At 74.2% G+C, this 23,697-nt stretch carries 22 protein-coding genes; 16 read left to right on the top strand and 6 right to left on the bottom strand.

Annotation, left to right across the window (positions count from 1 at the left end; all coding sequences use genetic code 11):
• Nucleotides 1-32 precede the first annotated feature (32 nt).
• Entirely contained in the window at nt 33-1,202 is a 1,170-nt protein-coding gene (locus ACFRMQ_RS09955; RefSeq protein ID WP_380728865.1) for an NADH-quinone oxidoreductase subunit D, read from the top strand.
• A 23-nt stretch (nt 1,203-1,225) separates the two neighbouring features.
• Here the strand turns inward: ACFRMQ_RS09955 and ACFRMQ_RS09950 are convergent, their stop codons facing one another.
• Nucleotides 1,226-2,092, bottom strand: coding sequence for a hypothetical protein (locus tag ACFRMQ_RS09950; RefSeq protein ID WP_380728890.1), 867 nt, complete (start codon nt 2,090-2,092; stop codon nt 1,226-1,228).
• A 260-nt stretch (nt 2,093-2,352) separates the two neighbouring features.
• Here ACFRMQ_RS09950 and ACFRMQ_RS09945 point away from each other — a divergent pair, with 260 nt between their 5' ends.
• Both ACFRMQ_RS09945 and ACFRMQ_RS09940 read left to right on the top strand, forming a co-directional pair.
• Nucleotides 2,353-2,835: a hypothetical protein gene (locus ACFRMQ_RS09945; RefSeq protein WP_380728862.1), complete on the top strand. Its 483-nt coding sequence runs from the start codon at nt 2,353-2,355 to the stop codon at nt 2,833-2,835.
• 26 nt (nt 2,836-2,861) lie between these two features.
• A complete protein-coding gene (locus tag ACFRMQ_RS09940; RefSeq protein WP_380728860.1) occupies nt 2,862-5,633 on the top strand; it encodes a toxin glutamine deamidase domain-containing protein in 2,772 nt (923 codons plus the stop codon).
• 58 nt (nt 5,634-5,691) lie between these two features.
• Here the strand turns inward: ACFRMQ_RS09940 and ACFRMQ_RS09935 are convergent, their stop codons facing one another.
• Nucleotides 5,692-6,582, bottom strand: a complete 891-nt coding sequence (locus ACFRMQ_RS09935; RefSeq protein ID WP_380728858.1) for a hypothetical protein — start codon at nt 6,580-6,582, stop codon at nt 5,692-5,694.
• A gap of 603 nt (nt 6,583-7,185) precedes the next feature.
• On the opposite strand from ACFRMQ_RS09935, the gene ACFRMQ_RS09930 reads away from it, so the two are divergent.
• The 6 genes from ACFRMQ_RS09930 to ACFRMQ_RS09905 all read left to right on the top strand — a co-directional run bounded on the left by ACFRMQ_RS09930 (nt 7,186) and on the right by ACFRMQ_RS09905 (nt 14,486).
• The gene (locus ACFRMQ_RS09930) at nt 7,186-8,394 is read left to right on the top strand and encodes an SUKH-4 family immunity protein (protein ID WP_380728856.1); all 1,209 of its coding nucleotides are present in this window, start codon (nt 7,186-7,188) and stop codon (nt 8,392-8,394) included.
• A 184-nt stretch (nt 8,395-8,578) separates the two neighbouring features.
• Nucleotides 8,579-9,541, top strand: a complete 963-nt coding sequence (locus ACFRMQ_RS09925; protein ID WP_380728854.1) for a Ppx/GppA family phosphatase — start codon at nt 8,579-8,581, stop codon at nt 9,539-9,541.
• Nucleotides 9,542-10,167: 626 nt separating this feature from the next.
• Complete coding sequence (locus tag ACFRMQ_RS09920) at nt 10,168-10,971, top strand: sugar phosphate isomerase/epimerase family protein (protein ID WP_380728888.1); 804 nt, start codon at nt 10,168-10,170, stop codon at nt 10,969-10,971.
• A 47-nt stretch (nt 10,972-11,018) separates the two neighbouring features.
• Nucleotides 11,019-11,807: a class I SAM-dependent methyltransferase gene (locus ACFRMQ_RS09915; protein WP_380728852.1), complete on the top strand. Its 789-nt coding sequence runs from the start codon at nt 11,019-11,021 to the stop codon at nt 11,805-11,807.
• 140 nt (nt 11,808-11,947) lie between these two features.
• The gene (gene ilvD / locus ACFRMQ_RS09910) at nt 11,948-13,792 is read left to right on the top strand and encodes a dihydroxy-acid dehydratase (RefSeq protein ID WP_380728850.1); all 1,845 of its coding nucleotides are present in this window, start codon (nt 11,948-11,950) and stop codon (nt 13,790-13,792) included.
• A 163-nt stretch (nt 13,793-13,955) separates the two neighbouring features.
• Nucleotides 13,956-14,486 (top strand): hypothetical protein, encoded by a 531-nt coding sequence (locus ACFRMQ_RS09905; protein WP_380728848.1) that lies wholly within the window; start codon nt 13,956-13,958, stop codon nt 14,484-14,486.
• 73 nt (nt 14,487-14,559) lie between these two features.
• On the opposite strand, the gene ACFRMQ_RS09900 is transcribed toward ACFRMQ_RS09905, so the two are convergent.
• Nucleotides 14,560-15,009, bottom strand: a complete 450-nt coding sequence (locus tag ACFRMQ_RS09900) for a hypothetical protein (protein WP_380728846.1) — start codon at nt 15,007-15,009, stop codon at nt 14,560-14,562.
• A gap of 188 nt (nt 15,010-15,197) precedes the next feature.
• Here ACFRMQ_RS09900 and proC point away from each other — a divergent pair, with 188 nt between their 5' ends.
• Nucleotides 15,198-16,025: a pyrroline-5-carboxylate reductase gene (proC, locus tag ACFRMQ_RS09895; RefSeq protein ID WP_380728843.1), complete on the top strand. Its 828-nt coding sequence runs from the start codon at nt 15,198-15,200 to the stop codon at nt 16,023-16,025.
• 96 nt (nt 16,026-16,121) lie between these two features.
• Nucleotides 16,122-17,354: an MFS transporter gene (locus tag ACFRMQ_RS09890; RefSeq protein WP_380728841.1), complete on the top strand. Its 1,233-nt coding sequence runs from the start codon at nt 16,122-16,124 to the stop codon at nt 17,352-17,354.
• On the opposite strand, the gene ACFRMQ_RS09885 is transcribed toward ACFRMQ_RS09890, so the two are convergent.
• The 3 genes from ACFRMQ_RS09885 to ACFRMQ_RS09875 all read right to left on the bottom strand — a co-directional run bounded on the left by ACFRMQ_RS09885 (nt 17,347) and on the right by ACFRMQ_RS09875 (nt 19,218).
• On the bottom strand, nt 17,347-17,883 hold the full coding sequence (locus ACFRMQ_RS09885; protein WP_380728839.1) for a hypothetical protein: 537 nt from the start codon (nt 17,881-17,883) through the stop codon (nt 17,347-17,349). The two genes, ACFRMQ_RS09890 and ACFRMQ_RS09885, sit on opposite strands and share 8 nt — an antisense overlap.
• Nucleotides 17,884-18,006: 123 nt before the next feature.
• Nucleotides 18,007-18,570, bottom strand: coding sequence for a hypothetical protein (locus ACFRMQ_RS09880; protein ID WP_380728837.1), 564 nt, complete (start codon nt 18,568-18,570; stop codon nt 18,007-18,009).
• Nucleotides 18,571-18,693: 123 nt separating this feature from the next.
• Nucleotides 18,694-19,218: a hypothetical protein gene (locus tag ACFRMQ_RS09875; protein WP_380728835.1), complete on the bottom strand. Its 525-nt coding sequence runs from the start codon at nt 19,216-19,218 to the stop codon at nt 18,694-18,696.
• 200 nt (nt 19,219-19,418) lie between these two features.
• Here ACFRMQ_RS09875 and ACFRMQ_RS09870 point away from each other — a divergent pair, with 200 nt between their 5' ends.
• The 5 genes from ACFRMQ_RS09870 (at nt 19,419) to ACFRMQ_RS09850 (ending at nt 23,613) form a co-directional block, all read left to right on the top strand.
• Nucleotides 19,419-20,615, top strand: a complete 1,197-nt coding sequence (locus ACFRMQ_RS09870; RefSeq protein WP_380728833.1) for an acetoin utilization protein AcuC — start codon at nt 19,419-19,421, stop codon at nt 20,613-20,615.
• Between the two features lie 225 nt (nt 20,616-20,840).
• On the top strand, nt 20,841-21,050 hold the full coding sequence (locus ACFRMQ_RS09865; protein ID WP_045699258.1) for a helix-turn-helix domain-containing protein: 210 nt from the start codon (nt 20,841-20,843) through the stop codon (nt 21,048-21,050).
• Between the two features lie 190 nt (nt 21,051-21,240).
• Nucleotides 21,241-21,339, top strand: a complete 99-nt coding sequence (locus tag ACFRMQ_RS09860; protein ID WP_003948845.1) for a 30S ribosomal protein bS22 — start codon at nt 21,241-21,243, stop codon at nt 21,337-21,339.
• 149 nt (nt 21,340-21,488) lie between these two features.
• Nucleotides 21,489-22,598, top strand: coding sequence for an NAD-dependent epimerase/dehydratase family protein (locus tag ACFRMQ_RS09855; protein ID WP_380728831.1), 1,110 nt, complete (start codon nt 21,489-21,491; stop codon nt 22,596-22,598).
• Between the two features lie 7 nt (nt 22,599-22,605).
• Entirely contained in the window at nt 22,606-23,613 is a 1,008-nt protein-coding gene (locus ACFRMQ_RS09850) for a lysophospholipid acyltransferase family protein (protein WP_380728829.1), read from the top strand.
• The last annotated feature ends 84 nt before the right edge of the window (nt 23,614-23,697 follow it).

Below are 23,697 nucleotides of genomic sequence, written 5' to 3'. Positions count from 1 at the left end.
ACGGACCTGCCGGGATGGCAGACTCTGGGGCCATGAGGGAGACCACGGTCGGCATCGGAGCGGGAGCCGAGAACTTCACCGGCACGGCGGGCACCACCGACATGGTGCTCAACATCGGCCCGCAGCACCCGGCCACGCACGGCGTGCTGCGGCTGCGGCTGCTGCTCGACGGTGAGCGCATCGTCACGGCCGAGCCGGTGATCGGCTACATGCACCGGGGCGCGGAGAAGCTGTTCGAGGCCCGCGACTACCGGCAGATCATCATGCTGGCGAACCGGCACGACTGGCTCTCCGCCTTCTCCAACGAGCTCGGCGTCGTGATGGCCGTCGAGCGGATGCTCGGCATGGAGGTCCCGGAGCGGGCGGTGTGGGTCCGCACCCTGCTGGCCGAGCTCAACCGGGTGCTCAACCACCTGATGTTCCTCGGCTCGTACCCGCTGGAGCTGGGCGGGATCACCCCGGTCTTCCACGCCTTCAACGGCCGCGAGGACCTCCAGCACGTGCTGGAGGAGGCCTCCGGCGGCCGGATGCACTACATGTTCAACCGGGTCGGCGGCCTCAAGGAGGACCTCCCGGCCGGCTGGCTCGGCCGGGTCCGCGCCGCCGTCGCCACCGTGCGCTCCCAGCTGCCGGTCTTCGAGGACCTCGTCCTCGGCAACGAGATCTTCCGCGCCCGTACCGCCGGCGTCGGCGTCCTCACCCGGGCGCAGGCCGAGGCGTACGGCGTCAGCGGCCCGATCGCCCGGGCCAGCGGCCTCGACCTCGACCTGCGCCGCGACGAGCCCTACCTCGCGTACGGCACCGAGGAACTGCGCCGGGTGCTCACCGTGGTCACCCGCGAGGAGGGCGACTGCCTGGCCCGCTTCGAGTGCCTGCTGGAGCAGACCCTCAACGCGCTGGACCTCGCCGACGCCTGCCTCGACAAGCTCGCCGAGCTGCCGCCCGGCCCGGTCAACCAGCGGCTGCCCAAGGTGCTCAAGGCACCCGAGGGCAGCACCTACGCGTGGACCGAGAACCCGCTCGGGATCAACGGCTACTACCTGGTCTCGCGCGGCGACAAGACGCCGTGGCGGCTCAAGCTGCGCTCGGCGTCCTTCAACAACGTCCAGGCGCTGACCGAGCTGCTGCCGGGGACGCTGGTCGCGGACATGGTGGCGATCCTCGGGTCGATGTTCTTCGTGGTCGGCGACATCGACAAGTAGGACCGGCCGGGGGGCGGGGCCGGTCAGGCCTTCTTGGCCTTCTGCGCCTTCTTGCCGGGGTCGGCCTTCTTGCCGGGGTCGGCCTTCCTGCCGGGGTCGGCCGGGTGCGGGGCCACCTTGCGGTCGCCCTTGGTGGCGATCCGCTCCTCGCAGAGCCGGGCCAGCACCTCGTAGCCGGCCTTGCCCATCAGCTCGGTGAGCTCGGGGCGGTAGCTGACGTACACCGGCTCCGCGCCCTGGTGGGCCGCCGGGGCGCCGGTGCACCACCAGTGCAGGTCGTGGCCGCCCGGGCCCCAGCCGCGGCGGTCGTACTCGCCGATCGAGACCTGGAGGTAGCGGGTGTCGTCGGGGCGGTCGATCCAGTCGTAGGTGCGGCGGATCGGCAGCTGCCAGCAGACGTCCGGCTTGGTCTCCAGCGGCTCGCGGCCCTCCTTGAGCGCGAGCGCGTGCAGGGCGCAGCCGGCGCCGCCCGCGAAGCCCGGGCTGTTCACGAAGATGCAGGCGCCGTCGACCCGGCGGGTCTGGCGGTCGCCGTCCTCGTCCAGCATGGTGATGCCGCCGTCGGCGACGATCCGGCCCTTGGCGTCGGTGCCCTGGGCGAAGTTCTCCCACAGCTCGGGGGTCAGCCGGGCCGCGTGCGAGCGGACGCGCTTCTCGTCGTCCTCGTCCGAGTAGTGGGCGCCCAGCGTGCAGCAGCCGTCCGACTCGCCGCGGCCCTCGCGGATGCCGTGGCAGCCCTGGCCGAAGACGCAGGACCAGCGGGAGGTCAGCCAGGTGAGGTCGCAGCGGAAGACCTGCTCCTCGTCGGCGGGGTCGGCGAATTCGACCCAGGCGCGGGGGAAGTCGAGCGGGACCTCGTCGCGCGGGATCTCGCGGCGCAGGGTCGGCATCGCGAGGTCGATGGGGGCGGGGGAGGCCTCGGGCTTCGCCTTGGCCTTCTTCTGGGACGTTTCTGCTGGTGCCACCCGGCAAGGGTAGAGCTTCCGGGTGCGGTGGTGCGGGGGCGGGAGGGCCGCCGGGGGCCGTGGCGTCGGGAGCCGGGCCGGGTGAAGGCGGGGTGAAGAGGTCCGTCGGGCCGTGCGGGGGCCGGCCGGGGCCCGCCCGGGGGCTGCCTACGATGGCGGCCGGTTCGCTACGGGGAGGTACGGGGATGGCAGGCGGCAGCACCGGGGCGTCCGGCCCGGCGGAGGGGGAGTTCGTCCTCAAGCCGTGGGAACTGCACGGCGAGGGGAGGGAGTTCGAGAAGATCGGCGGCGAGCTGGCGAAGGCCGTCACGGCCCTGGAGCAGGGCCTCGCCGCCCTCGGCACCCCGTGGGGGACGGACCAGCCGGGCAGCGGCTTCGCCGCCGTGTACGGTCCGGCCCGCGGTGAGATCGTCGACGGCCTGCGGGGGTTGGCCGACCGGGTGACCGGGGTCGGGACCGGGCTGCACGCGATGGCCGCCCGGACGGCGGACGCGGACACCTCGGCGGCGAAGGGGTTCGGGGCGACGGCGGTCCCGGGGGGCCCGGACCTGCCGGGCGTGCCGGGGGCCGCGTCGGCGACGCCGGCGGTCTCCTCGCCGCGTGACTCCTCGACGCCGTCGGCAACCCCGGGGGCGGCGCCCGTCGTCCCCAAGGACATGTCGGTCTGACGGACCCGGCTCGAAGGGGGAAGCGCGTGTCCCGGAAACTGCCCGAGGAACTGGTCCCGGTGCTGGCCCGCACCGGCCGGCAGTGGCCGCGGGCCGACGAGGAGGGCCTGCGCAAGGCGGCCGGCGTCTGGCGCGGGTTCGGGCAGGAGGCCGACCGGCTCACCCGCCTCGGCGGCGAGTCCGTCCGGCGCGTCACCGCCGACAACTCCGGCCACGCCGTCGAGGCCTTCGGCGCGTACTGGCAGGGGTTCAGCGGCGGCGGCAAGGGCCACCTGGACGACGCGCACAGCGCGGTCGGGCTGGTCGCCGGGGCCTTCGACACGGCCGCCCGGGCCGTGGACACCTGCAAGGCCGAGATCATCACGACCCTGCGGCAGCTGGCCGCCGACCTCCGGCAGGCCGAGGAGCTGGCGGCCGGGGCCAGGGAGGCGGCCGGCCGGGTCGCCGCGTCGGCCGACGCCGGGCGGGCGGACAGCGGGGTGGTCGGCGGGCTGGAGAAGGCCGTCGGCGGCTTCGCGTCGAAGGTGAGGAACGCCGCCACCGAGCAGGTCGCGGCGGGCATGGCGGCCGTCGCCGTCGAGGCCGCCGGGCTGAAGATCGGCGGACTGCTCGCCGAACTCGGCCGCGCCATGAAGGACGCCCTGGCCGGGGTGCTCAAGGAACCGGCCGCCGTCGCCCTGCTGAAGCTCGGCACCGCGCGGGGGACACGGGTCACCGCCGCCTCGTACCGCAACGGCGCGTTCGACCCGCTCGCCGCCGGGCTGCCCGTGGCCCTGGGCGAACCGGGCGTGCTCGGCGCGGACGGCTCCGGACTGGTGCTGCTCGCCGGGAAGGACGGCAGGCAGCTGGTCGGCGTGCCGGGGCTGGCGGTCAAGGTGGACGAGCACGGCGCGCCCGTCCTCGGCCCGGACGGGCGGCCGGTCATCCTCCGCGCCGACGGCACGCCGGTCGCCGACGCCTCGGGGCTGCTGGTCGTCCCGGGGCCGGACGGCAAGCCGGTGGTCGGGGTGGCGGACCCGGCTGTCCGGCTGGACGAGCACGGCCGGCCGGTGCTCACCGACGAGGCCGGCCGGGCCGTCCACGGGGTGCCGCTCAGCGGGCCGGCGCCGGGGGCGGACGGGCCGGACACCGACCGGCGGGGCGTGGGGGTGACGGCCGACGGGCCGGGTGATCCGAGGACGCCGGGCGTGGTGACGGTGGCCTCGGTCGCGGTGGCGGACCCGGGGGCGGCCGTCGGCGGGCCGGAGGCGGCCGTCGCGGCGAGCGCTCCGGGAGGTGCGGGGGCGGGGGCGGTGGCGTCGGGCGGGGTGACGGCCGGGGCCTCGTACGCGGCCTCGTACGCGCCCGCCGGGGGCTCGCCGGTGTCGCACCCGGCGGCGGGCGGTGGTGGCGGTGGTGGTGGCGGTGACCGGACTCCGCCGGTGCGGTCCGTCGCCGCGTCGGCCCGCCAGGGCGGTGGGGTGGCGGGCTGGTCGGACGGGGACTACCCGCTCCAGGCGCCCGCGCCTGCCGCGTCCCCCTCCCACGGTGGTGGCGGCTCGGTGACCGTGCGGACGGACTCGGTGAGCGCTCCGGCCGCGCCCGTCGCGCCCGTCGTCTCCGCGCCGTCCGTCGGCGCTCCCGCGCACGGGCCGGCGCCGGAGGCTCCGGTGACGGTCCGGCCGGTCGGGGTGTCCGGGCAGTTCGGCACGCCGGGCTACGGCGGCGGGTACCAGCCGGCCGGTCCGGTCGGGGTCGTCGGGCCCGGTCCGCTGGCGGGCGCCGGGGCGGGGCCCGCGAACGTCGCGGCACCGTTCGGCAGCGGCGTCGGGGCCGGGGCCGGTGGTGTCGTGGGTGGTGGTGTCGTGGGTGGTGGTCCTGCCGGTGGTGGCTCTGGCGGTGGTGGTCCTGTCGGCGGGGCGCCGATGGTCCGGACCCCGGCCGGTGTCGCGCCGTCGCCGATGGTCGGACCGCCGCCGGTCCACGGCGCCCCGCCGCCCCCGGCCGCACCACCGATCGTCGGCACCACCCCGGTGATCGGCCGGCCCGAAGCGCACCCGGCGGAGCCCCGGCGGCGGGAGACCGCGCCGGGCCCCGCCGACCCGACCCTCGCCTGGGGCGCGGTCCCGGTCGCGACCGCCCACGCGATGGCCCTCCAACTCGCCCTGCGGGCACGGCGCGGAGCCCTTCCGGACGATCCGGCGGTTCGTGCGCGCAGCATCGCCGACAGCCGTCCGTACGGCCTGCCGGGCGGGCTCGGGCCGGTCGACCCGGAGCACCAGGCCGAGCTGGAACGCCGCGCGCCCCGGGACGAGGGCGGCCTGCCCGCCCGCCACCCCGATCCGGCCGCCGGCGGCTGGGCGGAGGCGGTCGACGACGGCGGGTACCGCGAACCGGGCCGGGCCAACAACAGCCTGGAGATCGCCCTCTCGGCGGTCGAGTGCTACACCGGCCGCCCGACCTGCGCGGCCCCGCGCATCCCCACCGAGGGCGACGCCGGCGAGCGCGGAGGGCGCGACCGCGCCGAACGCGAACTCGGCGCGCCCTTCCGGGACCTGGGCGACGGCGGCCGGGCCTTCGACCGCCTCGCCGACGGCCTCCGCCGTGCCGGCCACGGCTCGCAGGCGGTGCTCCTGACCCTCGACGCCTACGGTCGCCCGCACGCCTGGAACGCCGTCAACCACCGGGACGCCGTCACCTACCTCGACCACCAGCTCGCCCGGCAGGCCGCCACTCCACTCCACCCTGCCACCCACGGCCTCTGGGCCATCGCCCTCACCCCCGAGGGCCGCCCCCTCGACCTCACGTCGGCCGCATGACTCCCTGCGCGCTAGAAGTCGGCGGGGCTGACTTCTGGTGCGGGGCGGGTGGCCGGCGTCAACGGGCGGTTACGGCTGGGGTGGTGTGACTTCGGAGGGTGTCGCGGATACGGGCGGCGTGGCGGTGGACGGCGGTCGGGGAGAGGCCTTGGCGGGGTGGTGGTGGGGTTGTGGGGGTGTCGCGGCAGGTGCGGCAGAGGCCGCCGAGGAGGGCGTGGGGGCGGCAGGGGGTACGGCAGGCGGTGCATTCGATGACGCGGCTTTGTGGTTGGGGTGGTGGGTGGGGGTGGGAGCGGTCCGGGGGGAGTTTGTCGAGGAGGCGGCGGCGGGTGAGGCCGGCCGGGCTGTGGATGTCGGGTGGGAGGTCGCCGGTGAGGGCGTTGGTGAAGAGGGCCGGGGTGGCGCCTCGGGCGAACCACTCGGCGGCGAGGGGTTCGAGGGCGGTGCAGTCGGCGGCGGAGAGGGCGAGGCGGGGGTCGGCGAGGCCGAGGCCGGCGAGGGCGGTGTAGGCGGCCGAGGGGAGGGGGGTGCGGTTGGGCGTTCGCTCTTCGGGGGGATCGGGTGCGGCGGGTGTTGACGTGTCGCCGCTGCCGCCGTCGCTGTTGTGGTCGCCGCCGGTGGCGATGAAGCGGGCCCACCACGCGTCGGAGCGGGGGGTGCGGGAGAAGTGGGTGTGGAACACCCAGCGGCAGTCCTTGGAGCTGAGGCGTTCGCGGACGCGGCGCAGGTGACCTGCGGCGGAGAGGTTGTTGAGGGCGGTGCGGCAGGCCATCTGCCCGTAGTGGGGCTGGAGGACGGCGAGGGTCTTGACGTCCATGGCGGCGCCGTCGGGGAGGCGGTCGATGAGCGAGGCGAGGTAGGCCTCGCGGGCCGGGAGGTGGGCGAAGTCGCTCGCGGAGCGGGGGAGTTGCTCCGGCGCGGACTGCTTGCCGTATCCGGGGGCGGCCATGGCGGTAGGGTTGTGGGTAGCCACAGGTCGAGTCGCTTTCGATCGCGCTGGTCAGACCCCCGTTCGGTGCTGCTAACACCGGCGGGGGTTGTTTCGTTGCTGGGAACGCTACATGCCGGAACTGCCTGTGGAAAAGCTGTGACGATAAGTCATATCTGCTGCGCACGAGGGTGGTTGGGGGGTAGTTACCCCACCGTTCGACTAAAGGGTCACTCGGCCCGTGCCGCTTGAGCTTCGGAGGCGAACGAGACGAAGGCGGACCAGGCCTCGGGGGAGAAGGTGAGGGTTGGGCCGGCCTTGTCCGTCCTGCGCCCCTTCCTGCCCTGGTCGCAGGGCGGTCAAGCTACGACGTAACTGTTGAGGCTATTCCCGCCTGTCGACGCTTGAAGGGTGAAAAGGCCGAACTCAGCTCTTCGGAGTGACGCTTTCCTTGCCCCCACCAGAAGTCGGCCCGGCCGACTTTCTGTGCGCGGGGGCGTAGGGTCGCGAGGCGGGAGCGGACGGAACGGGGGTGGCCGGGTGATCGACCGGGCGCGGGCGGTGGAAGCGGGACACCGGTGGATCAACGGGGATCTGCCGCAGGGGGCCGGGGCGGTGCGGCGGGTGTGCACCCATGAGTTCGAGCTCGGGTGGGTGGTGTGGGCGGAGCCCGCCCGAGCGTCGGTCGACCCCAGGACGGGGGAGCGGCGGGCGCCCGAGGAGGTCGGGGCGGCCTGCGCCGTGGTGGACCGGGAGAGCGGGCGGTTCACGGTGTGGCCCTCGGTTCCGATGGACGAAGTGGTCGTCCTGTACCGGGACTTCGTCGGCGCCGGCGGCCACGACCCGACCCGCCCGCCGGCGACCGGCCGGGGTGCCCGGGCCGAACTGACCTACCGGGACGGCTCCGGCGAGCGGCGCTCGCTGGCCCTGCGCTCGGCGGCGGGCCTCCCGCATCCGGCGCTGCGCGGCTGGTGGTGGCTGCGCGAGCAGGGCGTCGCGGCCGAGGACGTGCTGGCCGTCCGGACCGACCTGCGGCTCAGTGCCCTGCCCGGCGGCTACTGGTCGTACGCGCTGGCCGCCGAACTGCCGCACGCCCGGATCGACTTCGATCTTCCGTACGGCCCCCGCTTCGACCACCGCGCCGCCGCCGTACGGGCGCTGCCCGCGCCGCCGGACGGTCCGGCCCGCAACCGGGTGCCGTTCCCCCGCGCGGTGCGGCGTGGGCCCGAGGAGCCCGACGCGGCGCTCGCCGCCCGGCTGGCGGCGCGGTTCGGCCCGGCGGGCGTGCGCCGCTTCGACCCGGCGGACGTCGCCCGTGCCGAACTGCCCGGGGACGCCGCCGCGCTGCTGTTGACGGTGGGCGTGCCGGTGTCCGTGCCGGGATTCTTCGCCCTGCACCACCCGAGCGTCGGGGCGATCGCCGACGGCACCAGGAAGCCCGCCTCGCTGCCGCCGTTGGCCGCCCACCTGGCCGGGCTCGGCCGCGCCACCCGGGTGGCCGCGCGGGAGCGTCTGGTGCTCGCCGGGCAGCTGCTGCTGGGGACGGACGGCTGGGCGCTGCTGGCCCTGGACCAGGTCGACGGCGCCGTCCGGGCGATCGACCCGGACTACGCGACCGCCCGCCACTGCAACGCGGACCTGCGCGCCTTCGTCCGCTGCCTGGAGGTGTTCGCCGGCTGGTGGCCCGCGCTGCGCGGGCTCGACCCGGTGGCCGCGGGTGGGGCGGTGGACGCGTTGCAGCGCGCCCTGGCGGAGGTGGACGGCACGGTCTTCGACGACCCGGAGAACTGGTGGGCGGTCATCGTGGAGCAGCTGTGGGACGGCCTGCTGTGACGACGGGCGGGCCGGGCTGCGTCCGTCCCGCCCCGCGTCGCCGCCCGGATCGACGCCGGGCGGACGCCCACGGTCACCCGCCCGGCACCGCCGGTACCGGGCGTTCCGGAGACCGGTCCCGGGCCGACGCGAATACCGCCGCACCCCCTCTCACCAGGGCCCGCATCGCGTAGCGTGGAGATTTATGCGACTCGGTGTGCTCGACGTAGGTTCCAACACGGTCCACTTCCTCGTGGTGGACGCCCATCCGGGCGCCGCTCCGCTGCCCGCGTACTCGCACAAGGCCGAGCTGCGCCTGGCCGAGCTGCTGGACGCGGACGGCGCGATCAGCGAGGCCGGTGTCGAGCGGCTGATCGGCCACGTCGCCTCCTCGCTGCGGGTCGCCGAGGACAAGGGCGTCGTCGACATCCTCCCGTTCGCCACCTCCGCCGTGCGCGAGGCCGCCAACGGCGAGGAGGTGCTGCGCCGGGTGGCCACCGAGACCGGGGTCGAGCTCCGGGTGCTCTCCGGGCAGGACGAGGCCCGGCTCACCTTCCTGGCCGTCCGCCGCTGGTTCGGCTGGTCCTCGGGCCGGCTGCTCAACCTGGACATCGGCGGCGGCTCGCTGGAGATCGCCTGCGGCCTGGACGAGCAGCCGGACGTCGCCTGCTCGCTGCCGCTGGGAGCCGGCCGGCTGACCGCCCGCTGGCTGCCCGGGGACGTCGCCCAGCCGGACGAGCTGCGTGAGCTGAGGCGCCACATCCGGGCCGAGCTCGCCACCGCGGTCGGCGAGGTCACCAGGCTCGGCCCGCCGCGGCACGCGGTCGCCACCTCCAAGACCTTCAAGCAGCTGGCCCGGATGACCGGCGCCGCCCCCGCCGACGCCGGCCCGTACACCGACCGCCGGCTCACCCGCAGCGGGCTGGCCGCGTGGCTGCCCCGGCTGTCCGGGATGACGATCGCCGAGCGCGCGCGGATTCCCGGTGTCTCCGAGGGCCGGGCCAAGCAGCTGCTGGCCGGTGCGCTGGTCGCCGACGCCGCGATGGACCTGTTCGGCCTGGAGGAGCTGGACGTCTGTCCGTGGGCGCTGCGCGAGGGCATCATCCTGCGCCGCCTGGACGCCATGGACGGCTCCGCCGACCGCCGCCGCCCGGCGCTCACCCCGTAGGCCCTGTCCGGGCGGTCTTGCCGGCGGTGGCTCGCGGTAGTCGCGCGACCCTGCTCCGGGACGGGCGCCCCCGGGGCAACGTGCCGATGGTCACTGCGCCGCCCATCCCGGCCCGTTCGGTGCGCGCTCCAATTACGCTGTCTCCCGTGGTGCAACCAGCGGGCGAGGACGGAACGCAGGAGGACCGCGCTCCCGGGAGCGGGCGGCCGCGGTCGGACGGTCCGCGTCGCCGGCTCGGCAAGGCGGTCGCGGGCGCCACCGCCGCCCAGGCCGCCAAGCAGGCCGCGAAGGCCGTCAAGGCGGCCCAGCGCACCGCGAAGACGGCCACCGCGAAGACCGCCGCGGCGAGGAAGAGCACCGCCGCGAAGCAGACCGCCGCCGCGAAGAAGAGCACCGAGGCGAAGCAGAGCACCACCGCGAAGAGGACGGCCGGGAAGAAGACGGCCGGGAAGAAGACCGCACCCACGCCGGCCACCCCCGCCAAGGAGACCCGCACCGCCCGGGCCGCCGGCGCCGCCAAGGCCGCCGTCCAGTCCGTCCGCTCGGTCAAGGCCGCCAAGCGCGACGCCGCCCGCCCGCCGCTGCTGCGCACCACCGACCGGCTGGTGCTGCCCCGCCACCCGGCCCTGCACATCCCCGACACCAAGGTGGTGCTGTCCACCGCCTCGGTGTACCCGGCGACCACCGCCGTCGCCTTCGAGCTGGCCGCCAAGCTCGGCTACGACGGGGTCGAGGTGATGGTCTGGAACGACCCGGTCAGCCAGGACATCGACGCCCTGCGCCGGCTCTCCGACGCCCACCGGATGCCCGTCCTGGCCGTGCACGCGCCCTGCCTGCTGATCACCCAGCGGGTGTGGAGCACCGACCCGTGGACCAAGCTGGTCCGGGCCCGGGCGGCGGCCGAGAAGCTCGGCGCGAGCGCCGTCGTCGTCCACCCGCCGTTCCGCTGGCAGCGCCAGTACGCCAAGGAGTTCGTCGAGGGCATCGACCGGATGGCGGGCGAGACCGACGTCCGCTTCGCCGTCGAGAACATGTACCCGTGGCGCTACAAGGACCGCGAGATGCTCGCGTACGCCCCCGGCTGGGACGTCACCGACGAGGAGTACCGGCACTTCACCATCGACCTCTCGCACGCCGCGACCTCCCGGATCGACACCTTCGCCATGGTCGAGCGGATGGGCGACCGGCTCGCCCACGTCCACCTGGCCGACGGCAGCGGCTCCGGCAAGGACGAGCACCTGATCCCCGGCCGCGGCAAGCAGCCCTGCGCCGAACTGCTGGAGCACCTGGCCCGCACCGGCTTCGACGGCCACGTGGTGCTGGAGGTCAACACCCGCCGCTCGTCGTCCCCCGCGGAACGCGAGGCGGACCTCGCCGAGGCCCTCGCCTTCACCCGCCTGCACCTGGCCACCCCGGCGCGCGTACGGTGAGCCGCCGGAGCCCGGACGGGCGCGAACACTCCTACCGAGGTGGACCGATGACGAAGGCTCAGAAGTTCTCCGAACTCCGCGACTTCCGCGAGCTGGCGGGGAGCTTCGGATCGGTGGCCGCCGAGTACGAGCGCGGCCGGCCCGGCTACCCGGAGGAGCTGTTCGACGAGCTGGAACGGCTCTGGGGCCACCCGCTCCAGGGCGCCCGGGTCCTGGACGTCGGCGCCGGCACCGGCATCGCCACCCGGCTGCTGGCCGCCCGGGGCGCGGACGTCGTCGCCGTCGAGCCCTCGGCCGGGATGGCCGCGCAGTTCCGGGCCGTCTCGCCGCACCTCCCGGTGGTCCGCGGCGGCGGCGACGAGCTGCCCTTCCACGACGGGTCCGCCGACCTCGTCAGCTACGCCCAGGCCTTCCACTGGACCAGGCCCGAGCGGTCCGTCCCCGAGGCGATCCGGGTGCTGCGGCCCGGCGGCGCCCTCGCCACCTGGTGGAACCTCTTCGACGAGACCGTCCCGTGGGTGCGCGCCCGGGACGAGCGGCTGACCGCCGCGCTGTCCGGCCGCTACCACGGCTACCGCCGGGTCGCCGAGCTGACCGCCCCCTTCGCCGGCGCCGGGCTGGCCGTCCACCGCGGCGTGCTGCGCTGGCAGCGCCGGGTGCCCGTCGAGCAGGTGGTCGACAACCTCACCTCCCGCTCCTTCTTCGCCTCGCTGCCGCCCGAGCGGCGCGAACCGCTGCTGGCCACCGAGCGGGCGGCGATGCTGGCCGAGTTCCCGGACGGACAGGTGGTCGAGCAGTACGTCCTCGACCTCACCGTGGCCGTCAAGCAGGGCTGACGGCGGAGGCCCTCCGGCTGCCCGCATCGCGGACGGGCCGTCCGCCGGCCGGACGGCGGGCGTAGGCTCGGTACCCACAGCGGCCCCCGGAACCCTCCTGCAGCGGGGTGCCCGCGAGAGCCCCGAAGGAGTGGAGCACAGTGCCCGAGCTGAGGTCCCGTACGGTCACCCACGGTCGCAACATGGCAGGCGCCCGGGCGCTTCTCCGGGCGGCCGGCGTAGCCCGCGAGGACTTCGGCAAGCCGATCATCGCGGTCGCCAACTCCTTCACCGAGTTCGTCCCCGGCCACACCCACCTCCAGCCGGTCGGCCGGATCGTCTCCGAGGCGATCAAGCGGGCGGGCGGCATCCCGCGCGAGTTCAACACCATCGCGGTGGACGACGGCATCGCGATGGGCCACGGCGGCATGCTCTACTCGCTGCCCTCGCGCGACCTGATCGCCGACTCGGTCGAGTACATGGTCAACGCCCACTGCGCCGACGCCCTGATCTGCATCTCCAACTGCGACAAGATCACCCCGGGCATGCTGATGGCCGCGCTGCGCCTGAACATCCCGACGGTCTTCGTCTCCGGCGGCCCGATGGAGGCCGGCAAGGCCACCCTGGTCGACGGCACCGTGCGCAAGCTCGACCTGGTCGACGCGATCTCCCAGGCGGTCAACGAGTCCGTCTCCGACGAGGACATCGCGATCATCGAGGAGAACGCCTGCCCGACCTGCGGCTCGTGCTCCGGCATGTTCACCGCCAACTCGATGAACTGCCTGACCGAGGCGATCGGCCTCTCGCTGCCCGGCAACGGCTCGGTGCTCGCCACCCACACCGCCCGCCGGGCGCTGTACGAGAAGGCCGGGCAGACGGTCGTCGAGATCGCGAACCGCCACTACGGCCAGGACGACCACTCCGTCCTGCCGCGCGCCATCGCCACCCGCGCCGCCTTCGAGAACGCCATGGCCCTGGACATCGCCATGGGCGGCTCGACCAACACCATCCTGCACCTGCTCGCCGCCGCCCAGGAGGCCGAGCTGGACTTCGACCAGCGGGCCATCGACGCCATCTCCCGCAAGGTGCCCTGCCTGTCCAAGGTCGCGCCGAACGGCTCGTACTACATGGAGGACGTGCACCGGGCCGGCGGCATCCCGGCCATCCTCGGCGAGCTGTACCGGGGCGGGCTGCTCAACGAGGACGTCCACACCGTGCACGCCGACTCGCTCGCCGAGTGGCTCAAGACCTGGGACGTGCGCGGCGGTTCGCCGTCCGCCGAGGCCGTCGAGCTGTGGCACGCCGCGCCCGGCTGCGTCCGCTCCGCCGAGGCGTTCTCCCAGTCCGAGCGCTGGGAGTCGCTGGACACCGACGCCGCCAAGGGCTGCATCCGGAGCGTCGAGCACGCCTACTCGGTCGAGGGCGGCCTGGCGGTGCTGTACGGCAACCTCGCCGAGGACGGCTGCATCGTGAAGACCGCCGGCGTGGACGAGTCGATCTGGACCTTCAGCGGCCCGGCCGTCGTGGTCGAGTCCCAGGAGGACGCGGTCGAGGCGATCCTCGCCAAGCGGGTCAAGGAGGGCGACGTCGTCGTCATCCGCTACGAGGGCCCCAAGGGCGGCCCGGGCATGCAGGAGATGCTCTACCCGACCTCCTTCCTCAAGGGCCGGGGCCTGGGCAAGGCCTGCGCGCTGGTCACCGACGGCCGCTTCTCCGGCGGCACCTCGGGCCTGTCCATCGGCCACGCCTCCCCGGAGGCGGCCTCCGGCGGCACCATCGCGCTGGTCGAGGACGGCGACACCATCGCCATCGACATCCCCGGCCGCCGGATCTCCCTGGAGGTCCCGGACGAGGTCCTGGCCGAGCGTCGTCGCGCCCTGGAGGCCGCGGGCGGCTACCGGCCGAAGAACCGTGACCGCCAGGTCAGCCAGGCGCTGCGCGCCTACGCCGCGATGGCCACCTCCGCCGACAAGGGCGCCGTCCGCGACGTGACCAAGCTCGGCTGAGCCCGTACCGAGCCGGCTGAGCCGGTACCGAGTCGTCTGAGCCCGTACCGAACGAGGCGATCCGGTACCGAGCGGGGCCGAACCGACACCGAACGCGGAGGAGCCGTCCCACCGATGGGACGGCTCCTCCGCCGTTCCCGGCGGCCGGGTGATAATCGAGGGCGTGAGCGAGCAGCCCCGCACCCCCGCCCCCACTCCCCCCGGCGCCCCCGAGCCGCAGCCGCTGCGCTGGTTCGGCACCAGCTGGCTGAACCGGGACAACGGCTACTGGCCGCGCCGGGTCGCCGTGTCGATCGGCTCGCTGGTCGCGGCCGCCGCCGTGGTGCTGGTGCTGCGCTTCGGCATCGAGGGCATCGCGCTGTCCGACAACGGCACCTTCCTCAACGGGCTGCTGACCGCCGCCATCGCGGTCTGCTCGATGATGGCCGTGCGCCGCACCTGGAAGGTGCTCACCGAGGGCAAGGACCAGCTGGAAGGCTGGATGGCCGAGGACAAGTCGCTCGGCGCGGTCTGGCTGATCGGCGGGGCCGGCTCGCTGCTCGCCTACTTCGCCCGCAGCCTGGTCGAGGCCCCCGGCGAGGCGGTCCAGCGGGCCGCCTACGAGCGGGCCGTGGTCCAGTTCGAGAAGCGCCAGGCGAGCCGCAGCGGCCGGCCCGACACCAAGGCGCCGGGCCGGGGCAAGCGCAAGCGCTGACCGGCGGGTCGCCGCCCGCCGGCCGGTCGGCCCTGTGCCGGCCGGTCCCCGCGCCGCTCGGCCCCTGCGCCGCTCAGCCCTTGCGCCGGGCCTGCTTGACCGACCCGACCACCCCGGCGATCGCCAGCAGCAGACCGGCCGGCAGCAGCGAGAGGAAGAAGGCCCCGAACAGGCCCTCGTCGCCGAGGAACAGCTGGGCCAGTGTGTTCAGCGCCAGCAGCCCGCCGGCCGCCGGGAGCGCCGACTGCCAGGGGTGCTCGTTCGCCCAGCGGCGCAGCCGCCGGTCGGCGGTGTCGCGGCGCAGCTGCCCGCCGACGGTGCCGACCAGGAAGAAGAAGAACAGGCCCCAGCCGGCCGGGCCGGCCAGCATGTCGAGCGCCCAGTTCCCGGTGATCGCCTCGACCCCCAGGGCGGTCGCCCCCACCACCGCACCGACCCCCGCGGCGGTCCGCCACGGTCCCACGGTCGCCGAGGCGATGGCGAGTTGCCGGTTCTCACGTCGGGACATTTCGTCGTGTGCCATGGCTCCACGGTGCGCCCGCCGGAGAGCGGAAGCCATAGGGGAAACCCCGGAGTTTTCTCCCTAGGGGCACAGGCCGTCCGGGGTCGTCGGGGGTCGGGCCGGCCGCGGCGGACCACGGGCCGGACGGTCCGCCCGGGTGCCGTCCCACGGTGCGAGGATGGCCGCAGTACCGGAGCGAGGAGCGAACCATGGGCAGCAGCGCGGGACACGGACAGAAGATCGCCTTCCTGGGCACCGGCAAGATCGGCGAGGCCCTGCTCTCCGGTCTGCTGCGGGCCGGCAAGGATCCGGCGGACGTCCTGGTGACCGCCCGCCGCCCCGAGCGCGCGGCCGAACTCGCCGCCCGCCACGGGGTGGTGGCCGTCTCCAACGCCGAGGCCGCCAAGCTCGCCGACACCCTGATCCTCGCGGTCAAGCCGCAGGACATGGGCACCCTGCTGGAGGAGCTGGCCCCGCACGTCAGCCCGGACCGGCTGGTGATCTCGGCCGCGGCCGGCGTGCCCACCGCCTGGTTCGAGGAGCGGCTGGCGGCCGGCACCCCGGTGGTCCGGGTGATGCCCAACACCCCGGTCCTGGTGGACGAGGGGATGAGCGTCATCTCGGGCGGCACCCACGCCACCGAGGAACACCTGGCGCGTGCCGAGGAGATCTTCAGCTCGGTCGGCAAGGCGCTGCGGCTGCCCGAGTCCCAGCAGGACGCGGCCACCGCGCTGTCCGGCTCCGGCCCGGCCTACTTCTACTTCCTGGTCGAGGCGATGACCGACGCCGGCATCCTGCTCGGGCTGCCCCGGCAGGTGGCGCACGACCTGATCGTGCAGTCCGCGATCGGCGCCTCGGTGATGCTGCGCGACTCGGGCGAGCACCCGGTGAAGCTGCGCGAGGCGGTGACCTCCCCGGCCGGCACCACCATCTCGGCGATCCGCGAGCTGGAGAACCACGGGGTGCGGGCCGCCCTGCTCGGCGCCCTGGAGGCGGCCCGCGACCGCTCCCGGGAGCTGGCCTCCGGCGGAAAGTGACCGCTGCGCGACCCCTCCCGCAATCGCCGCGCACCCCCTACGCTCTCGCCTGCGCCGGCCTACCGGCCGGTAGCGAGAGGTCGCCTGGAGGTTCGCTTGAGTGCCGCACCGTCCGACGTCCCGCCCGGCCTGCGTGCCGGGCGGGCCGCGCTCGCCGTGAGCTTCCTGCTCCAGGGCACCGTCTTCGCCCTGCTGGTCACCTGCATCCCGGAGATCCAGCGCCGGTACGGGCTGAGTGACGGGCTGCTGCCGGTCTTCCTGGCCGCGGTGCCGGTCCTGGCCGGGGTGGGCTCGATCCTCTCCGAGCGGCTGGTGAAGCGCACCGGCGCCAGGGCCGTGCTGCGGGTGGTCCAGCCGGCCGTCTGCCTCAGCCTGGCGGCCGCCGGACTGGGCGGGACGCTGTGGCAACTCGCCCTGGCGCTGGGCGCGTTCGGGCTGCTGGTGGGCGCGCTGGATGCCAGTATGAACATGCTCGGGGTGGGGCTCCAGCACCGCTACGGCCGCTCGATCATGATCGGCTTCCATGCCGCGTTCAGCCTCGGCGGCATCCTCGGCGCGGCGGTCGCCGGCCTCGGCTCGCACTACGGCCTCGGGCTGCCGGTGCTGTTCGGCACGGCCGCCGCGGTGGTCGCCCCGCTCGCGGTGCTGACCGGCTTCGGCTTCGCCGGCCCGGCCGAACTCGGCGACGCCGTACGGGAGGCCGCGGAGGCCGCCGCCCGGTCCATCCCCTGGCGTCCGCTGCTGCCGCTCTGCCTGGCGATGGCGTTCGCGTACATCGCGGACTCCTCGGTCTCCAACTACAGCGTCAAGTACCTCACCGACGGGCTGGGCAGCCGGGAGGACCTCGCCAAGCTCTCCTACCTGGGGTACATGATCGCGATGCTGCTCGGACGGGCCCTGGGCGACCGCGCGGTGCAGCGCTTCGGCGCCGTCGCGGTGGTGCGCGCCGGGGCCGCGCTGGCCGCGCTCGGCTTCGGGGTGGCCGCGGTCGCGCCCACCGCCTGGGTGGGCATCGCCGGTTTCACCGTGCTGGGCTTCGGCATCTGCGCGATCATCCCGCAGGTGTTCGCGGCCGGCGGCCGGCTCTTTCCGGCCGACTCGGACGCGGCGGTGGCCCGGCTCAACCTGTTCAACTACGTGGGGTTCCTGCTGGGTTCGCCGCTGGTCGGGGCGATCGCGGACGCCGGCTCGTACCGCTGGGCGCTGCTCGCCCCGATGCTGCTGGTGCTCGCCGTCCTGCCGCTGGCCGACCGCTTCGCCCCGGTCCCCGCCACCGGCGTGGCGGCGGGGGCGGAGGCCGGGGCGGTCGGCGGGGCGGGGGTCAGCTGATCACGGTCTGGAGGTCGGGCGTGCCGTCGAGGAAGGGGCCGCTCCTGGTCTTGGTGACCGGGTAGCCGTACTCGGCGTAGACGTAGGGGGCCCAGTTCAGGGTGTACGACCCGGTCCAGGGCGGGGTGGAGGTGATCCTGACGGTGGCCGTGACGGTGCGGGTGGCGCCCGGCTCGATCGGCGCCGTGGGATGGAAGCCGACGACGTTGCCGTTGACTCCGCAGTCCACCTGCTCCCCGCCGCAGCCGGTGAAGGTGAACGCGCCGGTCAGGGTGTTGGAGGGAAAGCTCGGCCCGATCCACTCGTACGCGAAGGTGATGGGGGTGGATTCGGTGTTGGTGAGGGAGAGGGTCAGGGTCAGTACATCGCCCGGTGCCGCCGTCTTCTTGTCGACGGAGGCCGAGACGCCGGTGATCACGCCGTCGTCTCGGGTGGTGGCGGCGGAGGCCGGCTGGGCGGCGAAGATCAGGCCAAGTCCCAGTAATGCGGCGAGAATTGCTCCGAGGCGTTGCGCGCTGAATGGCTTCATGGCGGAGAGGATAGGGAGCCGTGAAGGTCGTGCGTGCGTCCTCTTCGCGCCATCTTCAACCGGAACCGACAGCCCCCGCCGCCGGCGTGACGGCGGGGGCGTTCGATGGGGCGGTGGCGGAGGTCAGCTGATCACGGTCTGGAGCTCGGGGAGGTTGTCGCGGTAGGGGCCGCTCCCGGTGGAGACGGCCGGGAGGCCGTACTCGGCGTAGACGTACGGGACCCAGTTCAGGTAGAGCGTCCCGGTCCAGGGCGGGGTGGGGGTGATCCTGACGGTGGCCGTGACGGTGCGGGTGGCGCCCGGCGCGATCGGCACCGTGGGGTGGAAGGCGACGGCGCCCGGGACGATCGTGCAGTCCACCAGGTCCCCGCTGCAGGTGAGGAAGTCGAACGCGCCGGCGTATTGGTTGGCCGGCCAGCTCGGCGAGATGTACTCGTACGCGAAGGTGATGGGGAGGGTCTCGGTGTTGGTGAGGGAGAGGGTCAGGGTCAGTACATCGCCCGGTGCCGCCGTCTTCTTGTCGACGGAGAACGAGGCGCCGGTGATCGGGTGGTCGGGGGGAGCGGCAGCGGTGACCGGGCGGCCGGGGGGAGTGGTGGCGGAGGCCGGCTGGGCGGCGAAGACCACGCCAAGTCCCAGTAATGCAGCGAGAATTGCTCCGAGGCGTTGCGCGCTGAATGGCTTCATGGCGGAGAGGATAGGGAGCCGTGAAGGTCGTGCGTGCGTCCTCTTCGCGCCATCTTCAACCGGAACCGACGGCCCCCGCCGTCGGCGTGACGGCGGGGGCGTTCGATGGGGCGGTGGCGGGGGTCAGCTGATCACGGTCTGGAGCGCGGGCACCCCGTAGGTCCAGGTCTGGTCCTTGGCCGTGCCGGTGGTGCCGACCTGGCCGAACTCGTAGTAGACGTACGGCGCCCAGTTCAGCGTGTACGGCGCGGTGCCCCACGCGGGGGTGTCGGTGATCTTGACGGTGAGCGTGACGCTCTTCGTCGCCCCCGGCGCGATCGGCGCGTTGAAGTGGAAGTTGGCGCTGTTCCCGTTGGTCGCACAGTCCGAGGTGTCGCCGGTGCAGCCGGTGATGGTGAAGGCACCGGGCTGGGTGTTGGCCGGCCAGGTGGGCTGGACGGCCTCGTAGGCGAAGTAGATCGGGCTGTTCTCACTGTTGGTGAGGGACAGTGTCAGGGTCAGCTGGTCTCCCGCCTTGGCCGTCGACTTGTCGACCGCGAAGGTGGCGCCGCTGACCGCGGCGGAGGCCGGCTGGGCGGCAAAGAAGACGCCAAATCCCAGTATTGCAGCGAGAATTACCCCAAGGCGTTGCACGCTGAATGGCTTCATGACGGAGAGGATATGGAGTCGCAAAGCTTTTGTCTGTACCGCCTCAACACGCGCCTCCACAGCCACCCCACAACTTCCGTAGTTTCATCGCGCACCTGACGCCCGTCCGTCCCCACAGCCGCCCTCCGCGCGCACCCGCCCCCGCCGCCCGGCGCGCCCTGGCCAAGGCCCCGTCACCCGCACCCGCTACGGTGGAGGCCATGCCCGAAGCCGAGCGTGACACCCCCTGCGGCCTGCACCTCTTCTGGGACGAGGCCGTCACCGCGTACGACTTCGGTCCGGGCCACCCGATGGACCCCACCCGGCTGGCCCTCACCATGCGCCTGGTCGAGGCCCTCGGGCTGAGCACCGGGCCCGGGGTGACCGTCCGCTCCGCGCCGCCCGCCGGCGAGTCCACCCTCCGGCTGGTGCACACCCGGGAGTACGTCGAGGCGGTCCGCGCCGCCGCGGCCCACCCCGAGCGCACCGACGCGGTGCACGGACTCGGCACCGACGACAACTGGTCCTTCCCGGCGATCCACTCGGCCTCCGCGCTGATCGCCGGCCAGTCGGTGGCCGCCGCCGAGGCGGTCTGGCACGGCGAGACCCCGCACGCCGTCAACTTCACCGGCGGACTGCACCACGCGATGCCCGGCAAGGCCTCCGGCTTCTGCGTCTACAACGACCCGGCGCTGGCCATCGCCCGGCTGCTCGAACTCGGCGCCGAGCGGGTCGCCTACGTCGACGTGGACGTCCACCACGGCGACGGCGTCCAGGCCGCCTTCTGGAACGACCCCCGGGTGCTCACCATCTCGCTGCACGAGCACCCGGCCACGCTCTTCCCGCAGACCGGCTGGTCGGTCGAGACCGGCGGCGAGGACGCCCCCGGCTCCGCCGCCAACCTGCCGCTGCCCGCGGGCACCGGCGACGCCGGCTGGCTGCGCGCCTTCCACGCCGTGGTGCCCGAACTGCTCGACGCGTTCCGGCCGCAGGTGCTGGTCACCCAGCACGGCGCGGACACCCACCTGGAGGACCCGCTCGCCCACCTCGCCGTCACCGTGGACGCCCAGCGGCTGATCGCCGAGGCGCTGCACGACCTCGCTCACCGGTACGCCGGGGGCCGCTGGGTGGCCACCGGCGGGGGCGGCTACGCCGTGGTGGACGTGGTGCCGCGCACCTGGACCCACCTGGTCGCCACCGCCGCCGCCCGGCCCGTCGACCCGGCCACCGAGACCCCAGAGTCCTGGCGCGCCGAGGTCTACCGCCGCACCCGCCGCCCGGCCCCGCTGCGGATGACCGACGGCGCCCGCCCGGCCTGGCGCGACTTCGACGCGGGCTATGACCCGGCCGACCGGCTCGATCAGGCCGTCCTGGCGACCCGCCGGGCGGTGTTCCCCCAGCACGGCCTGCTGGCCTGATCCCGCCCTCCCCACCGGGCCCGGGAGGGGTGGTGCGTACCTCGGGCGGTGCCATCCGCCGGTCGGCTACGTACTGCAACGGTCCTATCTCCCACCGTACGAGGACCGCACTTCCCCTCTTCCCACTGGTACCACCCATAACTACTCTGGGGATACACGTGTGCCGGTGGAGTCACCGGAGGGGAAGCCGGTGCCTTGCACACGGGTAAGGGTCGGGTGATGGTCATGAGTTCCGTCGAGCGCCCCCTTCAGGAAGTCGTCTTCCTGACCGTGGCGGAGGTCGCCGCGGTCATGCGGGTGTCCAAGATGACGGTGTACCGCCTGGTGCACAGCGGAGAGCTGCCGGCCATCCGGGTCGGACGGTCCTTCCGGGTGCCCCAGCAGGCGGTGCACGAGTACCTCAAGGAGTCCTACGTGCGGCTTGAGAGCGCGTAGCGGGGGCGTGCGGGCACGGGGTCCACAGCGGTGGGCCCCGTGCTCGTTCGCCCGGGATTTCCCCCGAGTTTCCCGGTGTCGGGGAGCACGATTACGGCCTTCGCACCATGGACGGTAGGCTAGGCCCTCACGTCAGTCGTATGGACTCCGTCTCTCACGGGCGAGAGTCTCAGTGAGCGAGGGTTGTTCCGTGGGCTCTGTCATCAAGAAGCGTCGCAAGCGTATGGCCAAGAAGAAGCACCGCAAGCTTCTGAAGCGCACTCGCGTTCAGCGTCGCAACAAGAAGTAAGCGGCCCCGGCCGCGCCTGGCGCGCCAGTGCTTCCACCGCCCGCCCATGCCCTCGTGGCCTGGGCGGGCGGTGTCGTTTCACGGCCCCTCGGGGCGGCACGGTACGGTGCACGCAGGCCGCCCGGGCCTGGGGAGTGGGGTGCAGCACCGTGGGTGTGGTCGTGCTCGTCACCGGCGTGGCACGCCAGCTCGGCGCCCGCTTCGTCGCCGAGGTCCGCCGCCGTCCGGGCGTGGACCTGGTGGTCGGCGTGGACGGGCGGCCGCCCCGGCAGCCGCCCGAGGAACCGGCCGCCCCGTACCGCTTCCACCAGCTCGACCTTCGCCGCCCCGCGCTCTCCCGGGTGCTCGCCGAGCACGGGGTGGACACCGTGGTGCACCTCAGCGTCAGCGCCACCGGTCTGGGCTCCACCAACCGCTCCGCGGTGAAGGAGTCCAACGTGATCGGCACCATGCAGCTGCTCGGTGCCTGCCAGAAGGCTCCCGGGGTGCGCCGGCTGGTGGTGAAGTCCACCACCGGGGTCTACGGCTCCGCGCCCCGCGACCCGGCGGTGTTCAGCGAGCGGATGCAGCCCAAGGACCCGCCCGGCGGCGGCTTCGCCAAGGACGCGGCGGAGGTCGAGGGCTACGTGCGCGGCTTCGCCCGGCGCCGCCCGGACGTCGCGGTGACGGTGCTGCGCTTCGCCAACATCGTCGGCCCCGGCGCGGACACCCCGCTCAGCGAGTACTTCGCGCTGCCGGTGCTGCCGACCGTCCTCGGCTACGACCCCCGGTTGCAGTTCGTGCACGAGGACGACGCCGTCGCGGTGCTCTGCCGCGCCGCCGCCGAGCCCGCGCCGGGCACCGTCAACACCGGCACCTTCAACGTGGCGGGGGAGGGCGTGCTGCTGCTCTCCCAGTGCGCCCGCCGGCTCGGCCGGCCGACCCTGCCGCTGCTGCTGCCCGCGGTCAGCTGGATGGCCGTGCTGGCCCGGCAGACGAGGCTGGTGGACGTCTCGCCCGAGCAGCTGCGGCTGCTCACCCACGGCCGGGTGGTGGACACCGCGCGGTTGCGCGACACCTTCGGCTACCGTCCGGCGTTCAGCACGCCGGAGGCCTTCGCCGACTTCGCCGCCGCCGGGAGCCCGGGGCTGCTGCCGCCCGAGCGGCTGGCCGCCGCCGCCGACCGGCTGACGGCCCTGCTCGGCCCCGAAGGCGCCCCCGCCGGGCCGACAGCCGGACCGGACGCCGTACCGAACCGCCCCCGCCGACCGAGGAGCTGAACCCGCGATGAGTGCCGCAGCCGAGAACGCGCCGGCCGAGGCCAAGGTCATCCCGATCGAGTCCGCGCCCAGCTGGACCTCGCCCGAGGGGCCGAAACTGGCCGACCGGCTCGCCGGGGCCGTCGGCGGCGCGCTGTCCGGCCCGCTCGGCCCGGCCGCCACCCGGCTGCTCGGCAAGGGCTGGGAGGGCCGCGCGGCCGAGGGCCTGGCCTTCCTGCGCCGCCGGCTGACCGGCGACTACGAGGTGGACGAGTTCGGCTTCGACCGGGAGCTCACCGAGGAGGTGCTGCTCTCGCTGCTGCGCCCGCTGGCCGAGAAGTACTTCCGGATCGACGTCCAGGGCGTGGAGAACATCCCGGCCGAGGGCGGCGCGCTGATCGTCGCCAACCACTCCGGGACGATCCCGCTGGACGCCCTGATGACCCAGGTGGTCATCCACGACCACCACCCCGCCCGGCGGCACCTGCGGATGCTCGCCGCCGACCTGGTCTTCGTGCTGCCCGGCATCAACGAGCTGGCCCGCAAGGCCGGCCACACGCTGGCCTGCAACGAGGACGCCCAGGCCCTGCTGGAGCGCGGCGAGGTGGTCGGGGTCTGGCCGGAGGGCTTCAAGGGGATCGGCAAGCCGTTCGCCGAGCGCTACAAGCTCCAGCGCTTCGGCCGCGGCGGCTTCGTCTCCTCGGCGCTGCGGGCGCGGGTGCCGATCGTGCCCTGCTCGATCGTCGGGGCCGAGGAGACCTACCCGATGATCGGCAACGTGAAGACGCTGGCCCGGCTGCTGGGCCTGCCGTACGTGCCGATCACGCCGACCTTCCCGTGGCTGGGCCCGCTCGGGGTGCTGCCGCTGCCGACCAAGTGGACGATCCGCTTCGGCGAACCGATCGCCACCGACACCTACCCGGCGGAGGCGGCGGACGACCCGATGCTGGTCTTCGACCTGGCCGACGAGGTGCGGGAGACCATCCAGCACACCCTCTACCAGCTGCTGGTGCGGCGGCGGTCGGTGTTCTTCTGACGCCCTGGGGTTTTTGAGGCCCCCGGGGTCTCCGGCTCGGGTTCTCCGGTTCGGGGTCTCCGGGGGCCTTCCGGACCCCCGGGA

The sequence above is a fragment of the Kitasatospora sp. NPDC056783 genome (assembly GCF_042789895.1).
Lineage (GTDB): Bacteria > Actinomycetota > Actinomycetes > Streptomycetales > Streptomycetaceae > Kitasatospora.
Note: the sequence above shows the minus strand (reverse complement) of the source record. Positions and strands in the feature narration are given on the sequence as shown.

What these genes read in the sequence shown, in the direction of transcription:
- ACFRMQ_RS09955 (WP_380728865.1), top strand. Translation starts at nt 33, where the DNA reads ATGAGGGAGACCACGGTCGGCATCGGAGCGGGAGCCGAGAACTTCACC.
- ACFRMQ_RS09950 (WP_380728890.1), bottom strand. Translation starts at nt 2,092, where the DNA reads ATGCCGACCCTGCGCCGCGAGATCCCGCGCGACGAGGTCCCGCTCGAC.
- ACFRMQ_RS09945 (WP_380728862.1), top strand. Translation starts at nt 2,353, where the DNA reads ATGGCAGGCGGCAGCACCGGGGCGTCCGGCCCGGCGGAGGGGGAGTTC.
- ACFRMQ_RS09935 (WP_380728858.1), bottom strand. Translation starts at nt 6,582, where the DNA reads ATGGCCGCCCCCGGATACGGCAAGCAGTCCGCGCCGGAGCAACTCCCC.
- ACFRMQ_RS09925 (WP_380728854.1), top strand. Translation starts at nt 8,579, where the DNA reads ATGCGACTCGGTGTGCTCGACGTAGGTTCCAACACGGTCCACTTCCTC.
- ACFRMQ_RS09915 (WP_380728852.1), top strand. Translation starts at nt 11,019, where the DNA reads ATGACGAAGGCTCAGAAGTTCTCCGAACTCCGCGACTTCCGCGAGCTG.
- ACFRMQ_RS09900 (WP_380728846.1), bottom strand. Translation starts at nt 15,009, where the DNA reads ATGGCACACGACGAAATGTCCCGACGTGAGAACCGGCAACTCGCCATC.
- proC (WP_380728843.1), top strand. Translation starts at nt 15,198, where the DNA reads ATGGGCAGCAGCGCGGGACACGGACAGAAGATCGCCTTCCTGGGCACC.
- ACFRMQ_RS09885 (WP_380728839.1), bottom strand. Translation starts at nt 17,883, where the DNA reads ATGAAGCCATTCAGCGCGCAACGCCTCGGAGCAATTCTCGCCGCATTA.
- ACFRMQ_RS09880 (WP_380728837.1), bottom strand. Translation starts at nt 18,570, where the DNA reads ATGAAGCCATTCAGCGCGCAACGCCTCGGAGCAATTCTCGCTGCATTA.
- ACFRMQ_RS09875 (WP_380728835.1), bottom strand. Translation starts at nt 19,218, where the DNA reads ATGAAGCCATTCAGCGTGCAACGCCTTGGGGTAATTCTCGCTGCAATA.
- ACFRMQ_RS09870 (WP_380728833.1), top strand. Translation starts at nt 19,419, where the DNA reads ATGCCCGAAGCCGAGCGTGACACCCCCTGCGGCCTGCACCTCTTCTGG.
- ACFRMQ_RS09865 (WP_045699258.1), top strand. Translation starts at nt 20,841, where the DNA reads ATGAGTTCCGTCGAGCGCCCCCTTCAGGAAGTCGTCTTCCTGACCGTG.
- ACFRMQ_RS09850 (WP_380728829.1), top strand. Translation starts at nt 22,606, where the DNA reads ATGAGTGCCGCAGCCGAGAACGCGCCGGCCGAGGCCAAGGTCATCCCG.